General features: G+C 61.9%; 22 protein-coding genes. 14 read left to right on the top strand and 8 right to left on the bottom strand.

Translation table 11 applies throughout. The annotated features are described in order from the left end of the window. Positions 1-44 precede the first annotated feature (44 nt). Complete coding sequence (locus B4F27_RS11400) at positions 45-440, bottom strand: hypothetical protein (RefSeq protein ID WP_105929255.1); 396 nt, start codon at positions 438-440, stop codon at positions 45-47. Between the two features lie 488 nt (positions 441-928). Between B4F27_RS11400 and B4F27_RS11395 the strand changes: the two genes are divergently transcribed. After that, positions 929-1,456, top strand: coding sequence for a hypothetical protein (locus B4F27_RS11395; protein ID WP_023112230.1), 528 nt, complete (start codon positions 929-931; stop codon positions 1,454-1,456). Between the two features lie 47 nt (positions 1,457-1,503). Here the strand turns inward: B4F27_RS11395 and B4F27_RS11390 are convergent, their stop codons facing one another. Next, positions 1,504-2,031, bottom strand: coding sequence for a hypothetical protein (locus B4F27_RS11390; protein WP_286759706.1), 528 nt, complete (start codon positions 2,029-2,031; stop codon positions 1,504-1,506). A 79-nt stretch (positions 2,032-2,110) separates the two neighbouring features. Beyond that, entirely contained in the window at positions 2,111-2,596 is a 486-nt protein-coding gene (locus tag B4F27_RS11385; RefSeq protein ID WP_031641397.1) for a hypothetical protein, read from the bottom strand. 702 nt (positions 2,597-3,298) lie between these two features. Between B4F27_RS11385 and B4F27_RS11380 the strand changes: the two genes are divergently transcribed. From B4F27_RS11380 to B4F27_RS11370, 3 genes are all read left to right on the top strand, one after another. Beyond that, complete coding sequence (locus tag B4F27_RS11380) at positions 3,299-4,123, top strand: DUF932 domain-containing protein (RefSeq protein WP_023112229.1); 825 nt, start codon at positions 3,299-3,301, stop codon at positions 4,121-4,123. 80 nt (positions 4,124-4,203) lie between these two features. Then, positions 4,204-6,240 (top strand): ParB/RepB/Spo0J family partition protein, encoded by a 2,037-nt coding sequence (locus B4F27_RS11375; RefSeq protein WP_286759705.1) that lies wholly within the window; start codon positions 4,204-4,206, stop codon positions 6,238-6,240. Between the two features lie 62 nt (positions 6,241-6,302). Beyond that, positions 6,303-6,512: a hypothetical protein gene (locus B4F27_RS11370; RefSeq protein WP_008643223.1), complete on the top strand. Its 210-nt coding sequence runs from the start codon at positions 6,303-6,305 to the stop codon at positions 6,510-6,512. Between the two features lie 110 nt (positions 6,513-6,622). Here B4F27_RS11370 and B4F27_RS11365 read toward each other — a convergent pair whose 3' ends face one another. Then, a complete protein-coding gene (locus tag B4F27_RS11365) occupies positions 6,623-7,447 on the bottom strand; it encodes a hypothetical protein (RefSeq protein WP_023124806.1) in 825 nt (274 codons plus the stop codon). 859 nt (positions 7,448-8,306) lie between these two features. On the opposite strand from B4F27_RS11365, the gene B4F27_RS11360 reads away from it, so the two are divergent. Continuing rightward, positions 8,307-8,621, top strand: a complete 315-nt coding sequence (locus tag B4F27_RS11360; protein WP_021204054.1) for a DUF736 domain-containing protein — start codon at positions 8,307-8,309, stop codon at positions 8,619-8,621. A gap of 318 nt (positions 8,622-8,939) precedes the next feature. Here B4F27_RS11360 and B4F27_RS11355 read toward each other — a convergent pair whose 3' ends face one another. Beyond that, positions 8,940-9,233: a helix-turn-helix domain-containing protein gene (locus tag B4F27_RS11355; protein ID WP_071533935.1), complete on the bottom strand. Its 294-nt coding sequence runs from the start codon at positions 9,231-9,233 to the stop codon at positions 8,940-8,942. A gap of 319 nt (positions 9,234-9,552) precedes the next feature. On the opposite strand from B4F27_RS11355, the gene B4F27_RS11350 reads away from it, so the two are divergent. The 9 genes from B4F27_RS11350 to B4F27_RS11310 all read left to right on the top strand — a co-directional run bounded on the left by B4F27_RS11350 (position 9,553) and on the right by B4F27_RS11310 (position 17,027). After that, positions 9,553-9,903, top strand: coding sequence for a DUF2958 domain-containing protein (locus B4F27_RS11350; RefSeq protein WP_021204052.1), 351 nt, complete (start codon positions 9,553-9,555; stop codon positions 9,901-9,903). Positions 9,904-10,246: 343 nt separating this feature from the next. Next, positions 10,247-11,017: a DUF2285 domain-containing protein gene (locus B4F27_RS11345; protein WP_021204051.1), complete on the top strand. Its 771-nt coding sequence runs from the start codon at positions 10,247-10,249 to the stop codon at positions 11,015-11,017. 114 nt (positions 11,018-11,131) lie between these two features. Further along, on the top strand, positions 11,132-11,416 hold the full coding sequence (locus tag B4F27_RS11340) for a helix-turn-helix transcriptional regulator (protein ID WP_023083109.1): 285 nt from the start codon (positions 11,132-11,134) through the stop codon (positions 11,414-11,416). Positions 11,417-11,442: 26 nt separating this feature from the next. Then, complete coding sequence (locus B4F27_RS11335; protein WP_031270617.1) at positions 11,443-12,288, top strand: replication initiator protein A; 846 nt, start codon at positions 11,443-11,445, stop codon at positions 12,286-12,288. 265 nt (positions 12,289-12,553) lie between these two features. Next, positions 12,554-13,192 carry a ParA family partition ATPase gene (parA, locus tag B4F27_RS11330; protein ID WP_021204048.1) on the top strand — a complete coding sequence of 213 codons (639 nt, stop codon included), beginning with the start codon at positions 12,554-12,556 and terminating at the stop codon, positions 13,190-13,192. Continuing rightward, positions 13,189-13,452 carry a hypothetical protein gene (locus B4F27_RS11325; RefSeq protein ID WP_031270616.1) on the top strand — a complete coding sequence of 88 codons (264 nt, stop codon included), beginning with the start codon at positions 13,189-13,191 and terminating at the stop codon, positions 13,450-13,452. Before parA ends, B4F27_RS11325 begins: the two co-directional genes overlap by 4 nt. Beyond that, positions 13,449-14,006 (top strand): DUF2840 domain-containing protein, encoded by a 558-nt coding sequence (locus tag B4F27_RS11320; protein WP_021204046.1) that lies wholly within the window; start codon positions 13,449-13,451, stop codon positions 14,004-14,006. Before B4F27_RS11325 ends, B4F27_RS11320 begins: the two co-directional genes overlap by 4 nt. Then, complete coding sequence (locus tag B4F27_RS11315; protein WP_021204045.1) at positions 14,003-14,602, top strand: S26 family signal peptidase; 600 nt, start codon at positions 14,003-14,005, stop codon at positions 14,600-14,602. Before B4F27_RS11320 ends, B4F27_RS11315 begins: the two co-directional genes overlap by 4 nt. Positions 14,603-15,038: 436 nt before the next feature. Then, the gene (locus B4F27_RS11310) at positions 15,039-17,027 is read left to right on the top strand and encodes a relaxase/mobilization nuclease and DUF3363 domain-containing protein (RefSeq protein ID WP_021204044.1); all 1,989 of its coding nucleotides are present in this window, start codon (positions 15,039-15,041) and stop codon (positions 17,025-17,027) included. A gap of 83 nt (positions 17,028-17,110) precedes the next feature. Here B4F27_RS11310 and B4F27_RS11305 read toward each other — a convergent pair whose 3' ends face one another. The 3 genes from B4F27_RS11305 to B4F27_RS11295 are packed head-to-tail and all read right to left on the bottom strand — an operon-like array spanning position 17,111 to position 19,310. Then, positions 17,111-17,629 (bottom strand): flavin reductase family protein, encoded by a 519-nt coding sequence (locus B4F27_RS11305; protein ID WP_059318564.1) that lies wholly within the window; start codon positions 17,627-17,629, stop codon positions 17,111-17,113. 3 nt (positions 17,630-17,632) lie between these two features. Beyond that, a complete protein-coding gene (locus B4F27_RS11300) occupies positions 17,633-18,520 on the bottom strand; it encodes a sugar phosphate isomerase/epimerase family protein (RefSeq protein ID WP_021204042.1) in 888 nt (295 codons plus the stop codon). Continuing rightward, entirely contained in the window at positions 18,504-19,310 is an 807-nt protein-coding gene (locus tag B4F27_RS11295) for a TIGR03571 family LLM class oxidoreductase (RefSeq protein ID WP_223822194.1), read from the bottom strand. The genes B4F27_RS11300 and B4F27_RS11295 overlap by 17 nt, the downstream gene beginning before the upstream one ends. Positions 19,311-19,347: the final 37 nt, after the last annotated feature.

The raw sequence follows: 19,347 nt of genomic DNA, 5'->3' as shown, positions 1-19,347 counted from the left end.
GCGCTGTGTTTGTAGATAAGGGTTCAGCTGTCAGTAATCTGACTTCAGCGAAAATGCCGCTCAAACAGAATGCTATGGCAGCGCGCCGCGATGCAGCCGTAGAACCAAATGGCTATACCCAGGAGGCCGAGTAATGCGAAACCTGCGGTTCTAATCCAGGACAACCCGCCTCTATTCGTCATCTTAACCAGGTCTTGCAATACGTCGGCAACGGCCATGCCCCAATACCCCGCAATCAGAAACGAAATAATGCCGATGAGGGCAAGTGCCCAATCGCTCAACTCGTACAGATACCATGTGCGCCGTGCTTGAAATCGTGCCGCCGCACGTTGAAACAAAAGTCGCATAGCAGTTCCTTTGTCGAAACGTTGCATTCGTATGACTTTCTGGGCTGTTTCGCAGGCCCGGAAGAAGATCAGTCGCGCTGTGGTGCTGCGCATTGGCTTCTTTCTGGGGGCGTTCCACTCGGAATTCTATCCTTGGCGCCCGAGGAAACCACCGTATCCAGCGGATGGAGGCCAGTCTCCTCTGCCTGATATCATGTCTTTTTTCAGCTTCTTTAAGACTCTTAGGGTCTTAATCAAGCGATCCCAACTTGTAGTTTTTACATCGCCCCTCACTGTGTATTTCTAAAGGTGTCCTCCCTTCTGGTGCTGGCTGCGGTGGTTTTGCAGTGACATATCACTTGTTGCCGTGCTGTTTTAGGCGGGCATTTCCCATGCAGTCCTGCCGTTCCACGCGTCATTCCCGTTATGGGTTCAGACCTTATGCGTCATGAGCAAGACCAGAAAGGTCCTGATTTGAATGCCGTAAATGCCATACATCTTGTGTGTGAATTCACCTGCTGCACTTGGGGAATTCACGAAAGTAATGTTCAGCCGGATTCTGGCTGTATTCGGCTATGTGTAAATCATTAGAGGACTGAACTATGAGTAAGATGATTGCGGCGCCAGAACGTAAAGTATCCGATGCCAATGGCATTATCCTGACTCCAATCGATCTGGCTAAGGAAGATCCGGCACTGTTTGGCCATTTCCAGCTCCACGAGCAGGCCAGGGACGCAGAAGTCCAAGCCGTGAGTAGTTGGTATCGTAGCGGTTCCGGGCCAGCCCCAACTCAGGGGGGAGTATGGGTAGGTGGGAGCATTCTCGTGCCCCTGGCTGGGCAAAACCCGCCGGCCAACGCCATCACGAACAGCATCGATTACACATGGGATAACACCAACCTGCGCGGCTGGGACAGCCAGGTTAGTGTACGTCTGATCATCCAGGCTGGGTCGAATGCCTGGGAGGCGAATGTGACTGCGGCCAACGTCGGCTCAATCAGTGCAGCTGGGGCCAATATTCCTGCAAACGCGCAGCTACAGTTCCAGATGAGGGTTGGTACGCTGCAGGTGAGCCTGTTCAACCCACCCTATATTTCAACGAACTCGGTGCGGGTCCATTACACGTATTGATCCTCACACCATCACCAGCATCGAAAGATGCTGGTGATGGAATCTGGTTATCCCAGTCGTTTGAGAAAATCACTTACGGCTGATTGAGAAATCACCGGACTGCGTTCAGCCAGTCCAGCAATGTTCTTCTCTTTGTTGCCCTCCAAGTATTCTCGTGTCACCGCCTCTTGCAAATGCCCATCAGCCCGATCCAATGCGATGAACAGGGCTGCCTGTTGAGCGGCAGGGTTATTGGTCGCAGGCCACCCCACCAGATTTTTGTCCTCAGGCGTCAGCACTTGGTTGAGGTCAATTCTTTTCCATTCATGACCATCTGGGCCGGTTGCATGGGCAATGCCTGCTGATGATGTTGTCCAGTTCCAGCCATCGTCACTGGTCGTGCTGCTGGCAGTTGATCGTTCCTGCTCATTCTGTGCGGCTAGTAGCGCTTCAGCAGACAGGGAAACGGTGTAGCTGCCGCTGCTTGCGGGACTCGGGTTCGCTGAGTCGCCATTGCTAACTGCCTGGGTCGTTCTACTCGAAGGCGTCGAATAGTTCGAGGGCAGGCCGGATGAGTAAAAACTACTGATTTGCATGTCTCAAATCCTTGTCAGAAAGGGAGTCAGTTCCCGCTTTCAAGCAGGTGGATGAAACGGGTTAATGGCACTGCATGCCTCATCCGGCGAGTCGTTCCAGTAACTCATCGACAACCCTGGAAGTGATGCCACCTTCCCCTTGGCTTCTTTCAGCCAAACCGACCATATTCAGTTCAGGATTGCCTACCAAGTAGTCTCTGGTTATCGGCCCCTGCAGGCTGCCATCTTTGCGATCTAGGGCAATGTAAATGGCAGCCCAGTTTGGCTGGGCATCTGGCCATCCGGTCAGGCGCTTATCTTCATCAGTGAGTAGATTTTCCAGATCAATCTTCTCAAGCGCGATAGCCGAGTTTCCGCTGGTCGCTGTAACAGCGCCTGTTGCATTAACGGCTTTGGTGGCGATGTTATCTGTCCCCATCTGGGCAGCCATCAGTGCGGCGAAAGACGAAGTCTGTGAGTCAAGATTCGGCGATGTGCCCTGTGCCGCAGCGCTTGAGTTATCAGTCGTCTGAGTATTCTTGTTCAAGGCGGAGTAAAGCCCAGAATAGGAGTTGTCGATTTGCATGTGTCATGTCCTCGTAGACGGCATGTTCCCGGCAGTGTCCGTCAAGTCGGTGAAATTCCCTGTATTTAATGCAAGTTTCACTCCAAGTTGTTCTGATGAAAGAAACTGGACTTAACTCGTTGGGTTTTAACGGTTTTTTAATCGATGCTGCGATGCGGGAGGCAAAAATCGAGTTACCAGGCGGCAAAGAATTGCCGGAAGATAGGTAGGCAGTTCCAACGCAAATTATAGGGCGTTCCCCGGGCAGGCCGGGGCGCGCTGTCGTGCATGGCATCGAGCCGCTACGCGTCTCGCCCCTTCGGGCTTCCATCGCTAACGCCTACGGCCCGGCTTCCAGCTTCGGGCCTGCGCGCTTCGCTTGCGTGCGGTCGGCACATGCCTGGTGGTTGTTGCCTGTCCAGCCATCTTTCCTGACCTCATCACCTTGTCCGCGACTGTAGCCCGTGGCCGCGTGCCGTCAAGGCGCGCCAGGCCGTGTCCTCGGCTGCGCCTGCGGGCCGCACCAACCTGGCGCTTCCTCCTTGACGGCCCACGTCCGTGGGCTCCTGACCGTCGCGGGCGATGAACTCAGGAAAGACGGTGGCAACAAGACCAACCGGGTTCTTCGTGCCAACCGCACCGAACAGCCGAAAGGCTGGGCTCCGAATCTAGGAATCCGGTGTGCGGTTTGAACAGCAAACCTTTTTTGTCAGGAGAAAGACCATGCTTGCATCCCGTTTCGCTTCCCGTTCCCCGGTGCTTCGCAGCGACTTCCCGCTGTCCGATGACCAGATCAGAGCCGTGGTGCCGTCCATCTATGCCGACACACCACACCAGAGCCGTTCAGAACGCTACAGCTATATCCCCACAGCTGCCGTGCTGACGGAACTGCGGAAAGAGGGATTTCAGCCCTTCATGGTGACGCAAACCCGCGTCCGTAACGAGGACCGCCGCGACTTCACCAAGCACATGATCCGCCTGCGCCATGCCAATCAAGTCAATGACAGCATCGCCAACGAAATTATTTTGCTGAACTCGCACGATGGCACCAGCAGCTATCAGATGCTGGCGGGAGCGTTCAGGTTTGTCTGCGCTAATGGTCTGGTATGCGGCGACACCGTGGCCGATGTGCGCATTCCGCATAAAGGTGATGTTACCGGGCAGGTCATTGAAGGCGCTTACGAGGTGTTGAGCGGCTTTGAACGGGCGCAGGAGTCCCGCGAAGCCATGCAGGCCATCACCTTGGATGCAGGCGAAGCAGAAATATTCGCACGCGCCGCGTTGGCCTTGAAGTACGACGACCCGGACAAGCCCGCGCCCATCACGGAAAGTCAGATTCTGATGCCGCGCCGGTATGACGATCGCCGCCCCGATCTGTGGATGGCCTTCAACCGCATACAGGAAAACCTGATCAAAGGCGGTTTGCGTGGCCGCAGCGCCAACGGTCGCCGCCAAAGCACCCGAGCGGTACAAGGCATTGACTCCGACATTCGCCTGAATCGCGCCCTGTGGCTGCTGGCTGAGGGTATGCGCCAGTTGAAAGCTTGACCCCTGCGCGGCAAGGGGCAGGCAGCACCCCTTGCCGCTTCTTTCGCTGCTGCATTCCAGAACCGAAAGGAGTTTTCATCATGCACGCCATTACTCAAACCGAATCCAAAACCATCACCACACACGAAACTACAGCCCCAGCACAAAGCCTGATTCTGGTGCCGTTGTCACAGCTGCGCCGCTCGCGCCGTAACGTGCGCAAAACCGCAGGCCAGTCCATCGAGGCGCTGGCGTCGAGCATTGAGCGTGTTGGCTTGCTGCAAAATCTGACCGTGATTCTTGCTGTCGATGGCAAGCATTACGAAGTAGTAGCCGGTGGCCGCAGGCTCGCCGCATTGAAGCTGCTGGCAAAAAAACGTCGTTTGCCCAAGGATTGGGAGGTGCCTTGCCTAATCGTGGCCGATGGCAGCGCCCGCACGGTCAGCCTCACCGAGAACGTGCAGCGCGAAGCCATGCATCCGGCAGACCAGTTTGAAGCCTTCGCGGCGCTGGTGGCCGAAGGCCGCCCCGTTGAGGATATAGCGGCGGACTTTTCCGTTACGCCGCTTGTGGTGCAGCGCCGCTTGAAGCTGGCGAACGTCTCGCCGCGTCTGATGGCGGACTATCGGGCCGATGCCGTCACGCTCGATCAGTTGATGGCGCTTGCCATCACCGACGATCACACGGCACAGGAAGCCGCGTTCTACGATGCACCAACGTGGCAGCGCAGTCCGCACAGTCTGCGCGAACGCCTGACCGAGCGCGAAATCGACGCTTATCGCCATCCGCTGGTGCGCTTCGTCGGGCTGGACAACTACGAAGCCGCAGGCGGCGGCATCCGCCGCGACCTGTTCGCGGAAGGCGATGCGGGCGTGTATCTGACCGGTGCTGCGCTGCTGGAACGGTTGGTGCAAGACCGGCTGGCAGGCATTGCCGCCAATGTTCGCGCCGAAGGTTGGGCATGGGTGGATGCCACGCCGGGAATGACCCATTCCGACCTGCACGCCTTCCAGCGTGCGCCCAGGGAGCGACGCGAGCCAATCAAGCGCGAGGCCCAACGTATCGAGAAGCTGCAAGCCAAGCTGCACGAACTGGCCGAAGCAGTGGATGCCGCGCTGGACGCCGAGGACGAGGACAAGGCCGACGCGCTGCAAGAGGAAGGCGAAGCCGTGGGCGAGCAATTGCAGGCGCTGGAAGATGGCTTGCAGGACTACAGTCCGAACGTGAAGGCCGCAGCCGGGGCTATCGTCACCATCGACCGCAACGGCGAAACCGTGATTCATCGCGGTTTGATGCGTGAGGCCGAAGCCAAGGCGCTGCGCACGCTGGAACGCTTGCGGCAGGGTTTCGGCGGCGAAGGCGAAGCCGGAAACGACGACGAAGGCGAGGACGACGAACAGCCCAAGATCGCCGCCATGTCTGACCGGCTGGCGCAGCGGTTGAGCGCCCACCGCACCGCCGCGCTGCAAATCGAAGTCGCCCGGCACCCGCAAGCCGCGCTGGCTGCCGTGGTGCATGGCATGGTGCAGACCATCTTGCAGGGCAGCCACTACGGCCACGACCTGCCGCTGGGCATGAGCTTGAAAGTGCAAGACCGGCTGGAAGGCATGGCCCCGGACTGGCCGGAATCGCCCGCCGCCGTGGCACTGCGCGAACTGCAACAGGTGGCGGGCGAAGCCTTGCCGGAGGACAGCGCCGAACTGTTCGCCGCGCTGCTGGCGAAGCCGCAAGACGAACTGGTGCGGCTGCTGGCCGTATGCGTGGCTTCCACGGTGGACGTGGTGACGCCCCGCACCACGGTGCAGCAACCCGGCGAGGAATTGGCGCAGGCCGTGGGCCTCGACATGGCCGCATGGTGGCAGCCGACCGCAGAAGGCTATTTCAAGCACGTTCCGAAGGCCGTGATTCTGGATGCCGTGGGCGAGTACGCGCCGCAGCACGTCACCCGGCTGGCGAAGTTGAAGAAGGCCGACATTGCCAGCGAGGCCGAACGGCTGGCCGATGGCACCGGCTGGATGCCCGCCATCTTCAAGGCCGCAGGCCCGCAGGATGCCGCGCAGGAGGCAGGCCCGGAGCAGGACGCCCCGGAGGATGCCGAGGCAATAGCGGATGAACCTGCCGAGGCGCTGGCCGCTTGATCCGCGCCGAAGGCATGCGCCCCGGCCTCAACCGGGGCGCTTCGCTGGAAGGAGACACCCCCATGACCCGCACCACCATCAGCCGCCCGCGTATGGCTGCGATCTACGCCCCCGGCACGGTACGCGCCCGCCGCTGGCACGGCGATGGCGACGTGCGCGGCTACCGTCCGCCCTTGGGCTGGACGGCCTGCGCCGACCTCACCGACATTCATCCCATCACGGGCCGCGTCTTGCCGCGTGCCGTGTGGTGGCTCATCGAGACGAAGGAATAACCGCGATCAGCACCGCGCCCAGGCCGTTCCGTCCTGGGCGCGGTGAAAAGCAAATCCGGGCGCGGCAGTAGCCGCGCCCGGTGTTCAAGGTCAAGGCTTAAACCTTATGTTCATGTTTTTTGCTTCTTGGTGTTGAACCATTCCTTGAACTCTTCTGCCTCGTTGCCGGTTAGCTTTGGGAAAAGCGACATATTGAATCCAAGGGTGATTGTGCTGTCATTGACTAGGGCTAAACGGCTCTTTGTAACACCAAGCAGTCCGAATTCCTGAACAAATCCATGGAGAGGTTTGTCGATTGTTGCGAAATGAATTCGCATTTTCATTCCTCTGCTTATGCCCGCCAACTCTGAAAGATTGACAATCACCATCAGGTCGGCCAATGCGTTATAAATCCTCGCATTTCTCTTAGGATCATTCTGTTTGGGTTTCTTAGGTTTTAGCACTCCATGCGCATTCTTGTTTCCATATAAAGTCGACAAGCCACACAGCATGATTGGGTGGCCAATTTCCATATCTCGCTTAGATGCGAAATTTAAAATATCCTCCCTAACCTCTTTAGCTTGGGCCGGGCTGCGCGGCTGATGCAACGTATCTTGTAGGTATGCGACGATTTCTGAATTTTTCAGAAAAGAGTCTCTCTGATGAGTTGTGATACCCCAGGAGGCAAGATTGTTGAAGGCTTCAAAAAAACCTGAATCAACGCGAGCCTTCTTGAAGAACCCCTTAGCTATGTCACCTTCAGCGAACATGCCGGAGGATGCTTGACTCATGTCTTGAGGAATCCCAAGTCGGCCTTCGATGTTTGAAAGAAGAAGGCTTATGGCACTTCCTTTTGTATCCAGTGATTTAATGAAATTTTTATCTTCGATGCTGCAATTTTTGAAGCCTGATGAAATTTTGGATACGATATTTCTGTCGATCATATAAACACGCATGACTCGACAACCTCCTTGCCTGATGAGCGGTTCCCAACGGGAAAATGGCTAAATATTCAGTCATAGAATGATGCCGTAAATTGCTTGAGCGTGTCGGCGCACAGCGCCGCCGGGCTTTCGGGCTGCGCCCCGTGCCGGCAAGCCGTCACGGCCATGCGGCTTCAATCCCTCACGCCTTCGCGCCTGCGGCGCTGCGTGCTTCGCTTGCCTCCAGGGGAAAGCCCTGCGGGCTATCCCCGCCGCGCGCAGCTTGGCGCCCCTTAATACCGCCGAACCGGCTGCGCCGGATCGGCCCGGCAAGCGTCCCGCCGCGATGGACGGGTGCTGGCGAACACGCTGGCGCTTGCTGCGGCAGGTTGTTCGGATGCGTGCCGTCCTCAACGCTGGCGGTTCTCGCCCATCACGTCACGAAGGACGGTTCACGAACATCCCGCCCGGCATCGCTATGGAGCTTCCACGCCACGCCTCAAAACCGGCGCCGCAAGGTGCGGCAGGGGCGCTCTCGCCTGTCGTTGGGTGGTTGACCTGGCCCGCGTCAGCGGGCGAGCCGGAGAAGCCTTCGGGCGGGGATGCCGAGCCGGCCCCATCTTCTTTCGGAGCGGTTCGGCCCAAGGCGTCCTTGTCTCGTTGTGAATCCTGGCGGGGGCGCGGCTGCGCCTCGGGCTTCATGGCTGCAACCGTCCGGCGAAAACAATTTCCCCGCCGCTGCGCGGCTTCCTCGCGCAGCAAATTCTTTTCGCCTCCCGGCTCTCCACTGCGTTGCGACCGCAGGCGGTGCAGCCAGCCCGTCCCCCGCCGGCCGGATCACAACAAGGACGCGATGGGCGCGAACCTTGTTCAACCGAAAGGAGAAAACATCATGGCCAACATCGGCACCTTCACCGCAGACAAAGACGGCTTCACCGGCACGCTTCGCACCCTGACGCTCAACGTCAAGGTCAAGCTGGTTCCCAACGACAAGGGCAACAGCGAGAACGCCCCCGACTTCCGCCTCCAGGCCGCCAGCCACGACATCGGCGCGGCGTGGAAGAAGACCAGCGAGGCCGGGCGGGAGTACCTGTCCGTGACCCTCGACGATCCTTCGTTCCCGGCGCCGGTGTATGCCCGCCTGATCGAAGGCGAGGACGGCACGCACGACCTGATCTGGTCGCGCAGCAGGCCGCAAGCGGCCTGACGGCCACCCCAAGCATCCCGCCCATTGCGGCGGGGTGCAGCGCTGCTTATCGCAGCACCGAACACGCGGCAGCGGGAAACCGTCAGCTCGCGCCCGATCGTTTCTGGTTCCGGTATTGCCGCAGTCATATTCAGCAGGTTCAATGCCCGTGGAGGCAAATCCAAGATGGCGTGTCGGCGCTGCTAGCACCGCCGGGCTTTCGGGCTGCGCCCCGTGCCGGCAAGCCGTCACGGCCATGCGGCTTCAATCCCTCACGCCTTCGCGCCTGCGGCGCTACGCGCTCCGCTTGCGGAATCCAGTCTTACACGCCGACGCGCGCTACGGCGTGCTGCGCTCTTTCAACACCGCCTCAAGCTCCTGGCGTACCCGCGCCAGCAGCTCATCGGTCTTATCCGTGCTGTCGCCGGCATAGGCCAGCGTCAGCAGCGTGAGCGGATGCACCTCCATGACCTCGCACAGCTCGGTCAGCTTGTGCAGGGTCGGGCTTTTCAAGTCGCGCTCCAGCGAACTCATGTAGGTGCGGCTAGACACGTCCGAAAACGCTTCCTGGCTCAAGCCCCGCGCCTTCCTGACTGTCCGTATCGCCGTCGCCAATGAGTGTTTCGCTGTCACCAACTTGGTTTCCCCATAAAAACCAAGATGACAGTCCATTGCGCCCTATAGGGCTACAATCTATAGTGTTCATTTATGGCTGAGAGGCACGCTTTCGTGCTTTTACGGAAATCCGCATATGCGGATTTCCTCAAACCCGTGGAGCCACATCCGTGTCTTTCATGGCCTGCACAATTCCGCTTCTGCGCTTCCGTGCCTGTACGGATTCGACGGCTTACGCCTTCGTGCTTTCGCACGAAAGCACGCATCCATTTCGCCGCTTCCGTGTTTTGGCAGGAAGGCTCCTCCTTGCATCGTCGGATTCGTGGGAGCGCCAACCATGACCCAACCGCTCATCACTGCCGAACAGCACGCACAACTGCTCGCCGTTGGCGAGGCGCGCGCCAACGGCCAGAGCATCGACCCGATGCCCGTGGTGCGGCTATTCACCCCGGACGCGCACGCGACCTGGTTGCTGGCCGCGCTCGATCCTACCGATGGCGATACGGCCTACGGCCTGATCGACCTCGGGATCGGGATGCCCGCCTTGGGAACGGTGAAGCTGTCCGATCTGGCTGCCATCGTCGGGCCGTGCAAGTGGCCCGTGATGCGCGACAGTTACTTTCAACCTGCGCGGCGACTATCGGAATACGTGCGGCTGGCGCAGGAAAACGGCTCGATCATGGATTGATGCAAGCCAGCGCAGCCGGGTCAAACGGGCGCATCGTGACTATTTCGGTCTTACCCAAGACCGGGCAGGTCTGAATCCACATCCTTGCACCGAAGCGGTGCGCTTCTGACGCAAACAGTCATGATCTTTGGCGCGGGCTGCTGCACCGTGCGCCATGCCGCGCACCATTTTCGTGGCGGCGCAGCCGTCGCATTCAGACGATTTCAGCAATGCCCCGGAGCGAATCTGTCTTGACACCAGTAGTTACAGCTTACCCCGATTTCGATGACAACCTGATGGTGATTCGATAGCTCCCGCACGACGGAATCCAGGCGACGCACCCCAAGCACAGGGAGGTTCCGTCATGACTAATCGCAGCGTCGAACACTGGTATCCGACAGCGGCTTATCTCTACGTTCTGCACCAGGGCGGCCCCGCGCTGGCCTGGGAGTACCTGCGCCGAAACCCTGACTACCGGCGCGACTGGCTGCACCGCCGCCGCCGACCAGATACGGCGCATCGTTGGGGCTTGCGCCTGCTGGAAGATCCCGCCCTGGATGCGCGCGACGCACATCCGGCGTGGTTCCCCGATCACGATGGCGTGATCCAGCTCTACCCGGACGACGACCCGCCGCCGGATGCCGATGCCTTCGAGTTCTGGAACGTCCCAGGACGCAAGCACCTGATCCATGATGGCAAGCGCCTGATGCTGACGGCGCAATGGCCCGGCTGCTGCGTGCGGCTCACGCTCACGCCGAGCATGGCCGACGGAATGGCCTACCTCTACGCCATCCGAGGCTGCACTACGCCTTGCGCACGCTATCGCGCACTGGCGGCTGGGCTGGATGCGTTGTCCACTGCAACCGGGGCCGCGCCTGCGGCGGCGACCCGCTCGCGGCCCACGCACGCCGCAGTGCTGGAACTGCACACCTTGCAGGCACTCGACGCGACCCTGGCGGGCGCGTCCTTGCGCGAGGTTGCCGAGGGGCTGTTCGGCGTTGATGCCGTCGCGGCCGATTGGCACAAAGACAGCGCCTTGCGTGCCCGCGTGCGGCGCTTGGTGCGCCGGGGCGATGCGCTGATGCGCGGCGGCTACCGCCGCCTGGCACAGCTTCCGCCGTTCCCGTCGCATTAGGAGGGGGGACGTTTCGCGCCCCCTGCAAATCGTCCCTTAGCAAGAAGCCTTGCTTTCTTGAAAGTGCCTCTATCCGGCCGCGTGGTGTGGCCGGGCTTGATGGAGGTACACCCCATGCGACCCTCTCCCTTGCGGCCTGCCGCCGCTACTGTCGCTGCGCCCTCGCAGCCCCAACGCTACCTGACCAACGACGAAGCCGCCGAGTATCTGCGCCTCAGTCCTCGCACGCTGGAGAAGCAGCGCGTGATCGGCGGTGGCCCGAAGTTCCGCAAGTTCGGTCGCCGCGTCATGTACGCAGTAAGCGACCTCGATGCCTGGGCCGACCAGCGCAGCTACGAGGCTACATCCGACCCGGAATACGCCGAACGCCACGCGGGTGACTACCGTGATGGCCGCTGATCGTCGGCGCGTGGGTGGCCTTCGCCATGTCCGGCCCTCCAGGGCAAGCCTTGCCGCAGTGCGAACAGCTCGACCTGTTCCGCGCGCTGCCGGGCGACATGGCGCCACGCGACAGCCAGGACTTGATGGCCTTTCCATTCTTCTCGCTGGCGAAGTCGCGGCGCATCGCGCCGATCGACTTCCGCAGCGGGAACATCACCATCCGCGTGGAAGGCACGGCCGAGCACGGCATCGCCACGATATGGGATGCCGACGTTTTGATTTGGGCGGCCTCGCAGATCGTGGAGGCACGCGACGCGGGCATTCGCCCGTCGCGCTGGATACACGCCACGCCCTACGAGATCCTGCGCTTCATCGGGCGCGGCACATCCCTCAACGACTACCTGCGCCTGAAAGCGGCGCTCGACCGGCTGCAATCGACCAGTGTGGCCACGTCCATCCGAGAAACCACGGGCAGGCGCTTGCATCGCTTTTCGTGGATCAACGAATGGCGCGAACTGGCCGATGCCAGCGGCACGCCGCTGGGCATCGAGCTGATCCTGCCGGACTGGTTCTATGCCGGCGTGCTCGACGCCGCCCTGGTGCTGACCATCGACCCGGCTTATTTCCGCTTGAAGGGCGGCATCGAACGCTGGCTGTACCGCTTGGTACGCAAGCACGGCGGGCGGCAGGAACACGGCTGGCAATTCGACTTCCGGCATCTGCATCGCAAATCCGGCAGCGCGGCTCGCTTCTCGGACTTCGCCTACGACCTGCGCGTGCTGGTGGCACGGCAGTCGTTACCCGGCTACGTCCTCGGCATCGAGCGCATGCCGGACGACAACACCGAACTGCTGACCTTCCGGCCCGTGCTGCATACGGCACGGGGATAACTGCGGGAAAAGCTGTGGACGGCCTCGTGCTATCAGGAGTACCCGGTATCGTGCTATCGGGAGTACGCCTATCGTGCTATCAGGAGTACGAAAACGCCGCAAAGCCAGTAATGGCGCGGGTTTTCAGCCTCTCTAACTTACCTAACTATAAATCTCTAACTTTTAGTAGAAGCGCACCGTTTCGGTGGACAACCGCCAAACGGCACAGCGAACAGCGTTTTGCAGGGCAGGCGAATCCCGGCTTTCCAGCATGGGAGGCCGCGTCATGATCTTCGCGCTTCTCAATCAGAAAGGCGGCGTCGGCAAGACCACGCTCGCCACGCACATCGCGGGCGAACTGGCGATGCGCGGTCTGCACGTCATCCTGCTGGATGCCGACCCGCAGGGTTCCTCACTGGACTGGACGCAGCGCAGAAGCCAGCAGGGCTTGCCCCGGCTGTTCAGCACCGTGGGCCTCGCCCGCGAGACGCTGCATCAGGAAGCGCCGGAGCTGGCCCGCCGCGCCGATCACGTCATCATCGACGGCCCGCCGCGCATCGCCGCATTGGCGCGTTCCGCGCTGCTGGCGGCCGAGCGCGTGCTGATTCCCGTGCAGCCCAGTCCGTATGACCTGTGGGCCAGCGCCGAGATGGTGGCGCTGATCCGCGAAGCGCAGGTGTTCCGGCCTGCGCTGCACGCGGCCTTCGTCATCAACCGGCGCGTCAGCACCACCATCATCGGCAGGGAAGCGCGGCAATCGCTGGCCGAACAGCCGCTGCCGGCGCTGCGCAGCGAAGTGCGCCAGCGCATCGTCTTCGCCGACAGCGTGGCCGCTGGCCGGCTCGCCCGCGAGACGGCGCCCGACAGCGCCGCCGCCCGCGAGATCGCCGTGCTCACCGATGAACTGCTGCGGTGGCCGACATGAGCATCCCGCGCAGCAAGCGCGTCGGCATCGGCGCACGTCCGCCCGCGAATCCGCACGCCGAGGCGTGGATTCGCCAGGGCGATGCCGATGCGCTCAACAAGGGCGACCTTTATACGGCCCGCCTGACGCTCGACGTGACGCCCGCGCTACGTGCACGCATCAAGATCGCCGCCTTCGGCCAGGGCGTGACCGTGGCCGAGTTGCTGCGCGGCTTGCTGGAACGGGAGTTCCCCGACAAGCGCCCGGAGAACCTGCCATGAACGCATCCGCCTTGCCTGCCGCTCACGCGGCGACGGCTGCACCGGCTGCTGCGCCGCCGCCTTCGCTTTCGACGCTCGCCGGCCAGGCCGGCAGCGTGCCGCTGACGCGCGTATCGCTCGCCTACATCGAACCGCGCTTCAAGCTCTACCTGCGTTTCGGCGAACCGGCACGCACGTTGCGGCTCGACCGCTGGCGGCGCTGCGCGGTGTTCCTGCCGCGTGCAATGTTCTGCCGCGTGCGCTGGGAAGCAAACGACTACGGCACGATCCGCTGGCAGCTCATGGTGATGCAAGCCGCCACGCCGCTGGACGACATGCAGCGCATCCCCGGCGTGCGGCCCGGCGCACGCCTGCTGCTGCACGCCGAAGGCGAAAACGCGGTGCGTGCCGTGCTGGAACGCATCGACGGCATCGAAGGGCAAGGCATCGCCGCCATCGACGTGTCGCCAGCGTACTGGCGCACGCTGGGCAACCGTCTGGCGGCCCGCCTGGCGCTGCCCGAATACACCGCCGAGCGGCACGCCGCCTGGCTGGCCGGAAAGGCGCTGCCATGACGACCCAATCCAACACCCCATGCACGCACGAAGTCGCGCCGCAACCTCGCTCGCGCCTGCGCGTTCGCATCGTGCTGGCGGGCTTCGCCGCCGTCGGCCTCGCTGCGCTGGCCTGGGCGGCTTTCGTGTCGCCGCTGCCGCGTCTGACCTACAACCCGTCCGACAGCGTGGCGGTCGGCTGGTATCGCATCGAACCGTTCGACCCGCGCACCGCCTCGCTGCCACGTCCGTTGTCCGTGGACAGCATCGTGCTGGTGCCGCTGCCCGACAGGGCCGCCATGCTGGCTGCGCAGCGCGGCTACCTGCCGACCCGCGTTCCGCTGCTCAAACGTGTGGGCGCGGTCGCGCCGCAACACGTTTGCATCGTCGCCGGGCAGGTACGCATCGACGGCGTGCCTGCGGCCGCCGCGCTGCCTGCCGACCGGCTGGGCCGGCCGCTGCCATCCTTGCAGCTTTGCCGCCGCCTCGAATCGGGCGAGCTGTTCCTGTTGAGCGTGACCAATCCAGCGTCGTTCGACAGCCGCTATTTCGGGCCGGTCAGCGCATCCGCCGTGATCGGCGTCGCGCATCCGGTCTGGCTGGAGGCTCGCCCATGATGGCCGCCGACTCGCTGTACGTTGCCGTGCATCTTGTCGTGCCATCGGGCATGCCGATCCAGTGGCTTTCCGCGTGTCGTCGCGCGTGCAGTGCGAGCGCATCCGCGCTGCACTTCGCGCTGCCTTCCCATGTGCAGGCGTCTTGCCTCGAACGCGCCCGGCCTGCGGCCGTGTCCGCGTTCGCCGGTGCGCTGGCTGCTTACGCAGCAGCGCCGCCGGGCCGCCGCTGCCCGGAGCGCCAGCGAGGGGCAAAGGCGGAAGGCAAGACAAAAGGACGCGGCACCGGGCCGCGTCGAAAGCCAGTCTGCACGTGGGGGTGGTGCGGCACGCAGCGGCTTTGCCGCCGTGCCGCTTGGGGCGCGAGGGTCGCGCCAATGCAGGCATGTCCGCGTGCTTTGCACGACAGGACACGCCGTAGCTTGCGAGGAGCGCAGCCATGACCGACCGCCGCGACGACGATTTCCGCGTGCGCCCCAGAGCCCCGAAGAACCGGGGCAAGGGCCAGGGCCAGAGCTTCGTTTCCAAGGTGCTCAAGCAGGCGGGCAAGGCCAGCGGCGGCAAGTCCTCGATGCGTCATTCCGCAGCCGGCGGCGGCGCACGCGCCGGCCAGCGGCCTGGTTCACGCCTGGGGCGCGGCCACACGGCGGCGCGTTTCGCGGGCGCGAAGCTGACGCCCATGTCGCGGCGCGTGACCATCAAGACGCTGCTGGTCAATCACCAGCGTGCCAGCCCGCAATCGCTCGCCAAGCACCTGCGCTACATCGAGCGCGACGGCGCGGGCCGCGACGGCGAACCGGGCCGGGCCTACGGGCCGCAGACCGACGAAGCCGACCTTGACGCCTTCAAGGAGCGGGCCGCCGACGACCGGCACCATTTCCGCTTCATCGTCTCGCCCGAGGACGGCGCCGAACTGGACGACCTTCGCACCTACACCCGGCATCTGGTGGACCGCATGGAAGCCGACCTGGGCACGCGGCTGGATTGGGTGGCGGTCGATCACTGGAACACCGATAACCCGCACACCCACCTGATCGTGCTCGGACGTGACGACACCGGCAAAGACCTCATCATCGCCGGCGACTACATCGCCCACGGCTTCCGCCATCGCGCCGCCGAACTGGCGACCGAATGGCTGGGGCCGCGCACCGAACTGGAGATCCAGCAGACCTTGCAGCGCGAGGTGGAACAGGAGCGCTGGACGAGCCTCGACCGCACCCTGCAACGCGAGGCCGGCGAGGATGGCCGGGTGCAGATCGAACGCTTCAACGAACCCCGGCTGCAACGCCAGCGCCTGCTGCTGATCGGCCGCCTGCAACGCTTGCAGCGCCTGGGCCTGGCCGACGATACGCAGCCCGGCACCTGGGCCGTCCATGCGGATGCGGAAAAGACCCTGCGCGCCCTTGGCGAACGTGGCGACATCATCCGCACCATGCAGCGGGCCATGCGCGGCGAGCCGCGCGAACTGGCGGTGTTCGAGCCGGGAGACGATGGCCGAACCATCCTCGGGCGCGTTGCAGCGAAGGGGCTGGCCGACGAGCTGCGCGACCGAGGCTATCTGGTCATCGACGGCGTGGACGGCAAGGCCCATTACGTCGCGCTCAACACCCGCGACGAGCTGGCGAACTACCCGGCCGGGGCCGTGGTGGAGGTGAAGGGATCGGCCGACGTGCGCGCGGCCGACAGGAACATCGCCGCGCTGGCGAGCGATGGCCTGTACCGCACCGATCACCACCTGGCGGTGGCACAGGGCCCGGCCGTCCCCGGCCGTGACCCGCAAGAGGTCGTGACAGCTCATGTCCGCAGGTTGGAAGCCCTGCGCCGGGCCGGCATCGTGGAGCGCATGGCCGAGGGGTTATGGAAGGTGCCTGGCGACCTTCCCGAGCAGGGCCGGCGCTACGACGCGCAGCGTCTGGGCGGCGTGGCCGTGGAGTTGAAATCGCACCTGCCCATCGAGCGACAGGTGCGCGTCATCGGGGCCACCTGGCTCGACCAGCAGTTGATTGGCGGCTCGGGCCTGGGTGATCTGGGCTTTGGTGCAGAGGCCAAACAGGCGATGCAGCAGCGCGCCGACTTCCTGGCCGAACAGGGTCTGGCCGAGCGACGCGGACAGCGCGTGATTCTGGCGCGCAACCTGTTGGACACGCTGCGCAGCCGGGAGCTGTCACAGGTCGCCAAGGACATTGCCGCTGAAACCGGCCTGGAGCACCGGCCCGTGACAGACGGCCAGCGTGTGGCCGGCATCTATCGCCGCAACGTCATGCTCGCCAGTGGGCGGTACGCGATGCTCGATGATGGCTTGGGCTTCTCGCTGGTGCCGTGGAAACCCGTGATCGAACAACGCCTGGGGCAGCAACTTGCCGCGACGGTGAGCGGTGGCGGCGTGGCGTGGGAAATCGGACGGCAGCGGGGAATGGGCATTGGCTAATGCTCGAAGAGTCTCAGCCACATAACCCGGCAGGCTGTCTAGAGATATGCCGAGGCAGTTGTGAAATTCTTCGCTGCATATCTTCAACGGGTTGGATCTATGGCCCGGAAGCGGCCATCCAGATAGACGAGTGGATCGGCATATGCAGATGTGAGCACACGCTCGACACTGGCCAGCATTACCGAGTGGGTGCCGACTGCATGGTGTTCAATCAGCTCACAGAACAGCGAAGCCTGCGCCCCTTGCAGATAGGGCAACCCATTGACTTCATCAAATCGCCAGGCTTCATGATCGAAACGGTCGGTCCCCGTGGCGCTACGGCAGTGCACCGCAAGTACCTCCTGTTCTGCGCGGAGTACATTGATGCAGAATCGTCGAGCAGCCAGCAGCGGCCCATGGATACGGGTTTGCTGACCAATGCACACTAGAACCGTGGGCGGCTCCAGTGAGACTGATGTGAATGAACTGGCGATCATTACGTGTCCGTGGCCATCGGGAGCGATCGACGTGATTAGCGTCACCGTGGAGGCCACGCCGCGCATCGCCTGCCTCAATTGGGCAGCAATCAAAGGGTGTTGGGACATGTAGGTGCGCTCAATCATAGGTTACGGGTGCGTTTCACGCTTGGCCCAACCAGGGTGCTTTGTCAGCAAACCCAACATCTCGTCCATCGCGTCATAGGAGCGTTTGAGCGTGCTGTATGGATTCCCCCCGACCAATGTGCCGTCATAGCCGACGGGGCCGGTATAACCGAACGACTTGGCAAGTCCAAGAAGTGCGAAGTTGTCGAGTTCTCCTGCATCGAGCGCCTCGAAAGTGGCAATACGACTCCAGCCAAGTGGGCTGCGGGTTGCGCCGCTGAGAGTCAATTCCCGCATGAAGGGTGTTGACGCCATTAACGCTGGCGTCGGGTCTACTGCCTGATAGCCCTCCGTCGGGCTGCCTGCATTGGTTTCGTAGCCATACCAGTGATAGCTTGGAAACACGATGCCGAGATTCGGATGGTTCACGACCGAGCAGATCTGTGCCGCAATGGAGTAATGATCCATCCAGAAGCCCAGATGAAAATACAGCAGGATGTTAATTCCGCGCCGTGCGCAAATCTCAAGTGCCCGACCAAGGAAGTCCTGCAATACCTTGTCGTCCGGTGCCTTTCGATGATTTGAACCGTGGCCTGCCGTCCTGATTCCAAGATTGACAGCCTTCACGCCTTCCATCTCCTCAAGCATCCGCAAGAGTCCTGCGTTGATGGGATGCTGTGGGCCCTGATCCAGGTCGATCACCACATACACGCTAAAGACCTCCAAACCGAAACGATCTTTCACGGTGGATAGACGCTTTGCGGTTTCCCATCGGCTCCCTGACCAGACGGCATAGGTCAGGCCGTCATAACCGATGTCAGCCAGCATTTCGCATTGGACATCGAAGGCATAGGTACCAGCCGAAGAAGTAAAAGCGAGATCCCAGGCAAAAATTTTATGACCGTGCAGCATCCTGCGCCTCCTCCAAATGGGCAGTAGCGTGCGCCGGAAAGTGCGGTACGACATGCTCGCCAAGTTCCTGAACAATCTCATGCGCCGGACGTGTCGCGTATTTCAGGTTGAGGCCAATATGATTAACCCCAATATCGCGCAAGCGGCTGAAGTAGTCAGTAAAGAATCGGTGACCAGCCCGAAACCCGAGGAAGATGGGCGACGGGGGTTCATCGGGATTCTCCGACAGGTCAATATAGAAGGATTGCGTGAAGGGTTTGAATCTTGGTGTCAGCGACCGCCAATTCTTGATTGTCATGGCTTGCTGCGCGATATTTTGGGGATAGTAAAGCCAGCCATCCCCATGCTCGGCAATCCATTCGACCGACTGGCGTGAATGACCAGTCACCATCACGGGAATGTCTCTCAACGCCGGTTTCGGCAGCGTATCTGCACCCGACAAGTTCACTCGGGGCGTGGAGATTTCCGGGAAGTCCTCACGCCAGGCTTGACGCAACACAGTCAATGCTTCTTGGAACAACGTGGCTCGCGCATCCATTGTCTGACCGAAGGCCGGGAACTCTGTTGGCCGATCACCCGTGGCGATACCTAGCACCAGGCGCTGATTTGACAAGCGGTCGATCGAGGCTGCTGCTTTGGCCACAAGCAAGGGATGACGCAGAGTGGTGATGACGCTGCCAGTTGCGAGCGCGATGCGCGACGTCTGTGCCGTGACGTAGCCCATGAATGGCCACAGGTCATGGATGTGACCCACGTCGCCAAAAGACGGGACATTGAGAAATACGGGTATACGGATTTAATGGTTGGGGTATACGGATTTAATGGTT

The organism is Sulfitobacter sp. UBA1132, assembly GCF_002311545.1.
In the GTDB taxonomy this organism is placed as follows: Bacteria; Pseudomonadota; Alphaproteobacteria; order Rhodobacterales; family Rhodobacteraceae; genus Sulfitobacter; species Sulfitobacter pontiacus.
This window is presented reverse-complemented; position numbering and strand designations above follow the sequence as displayed.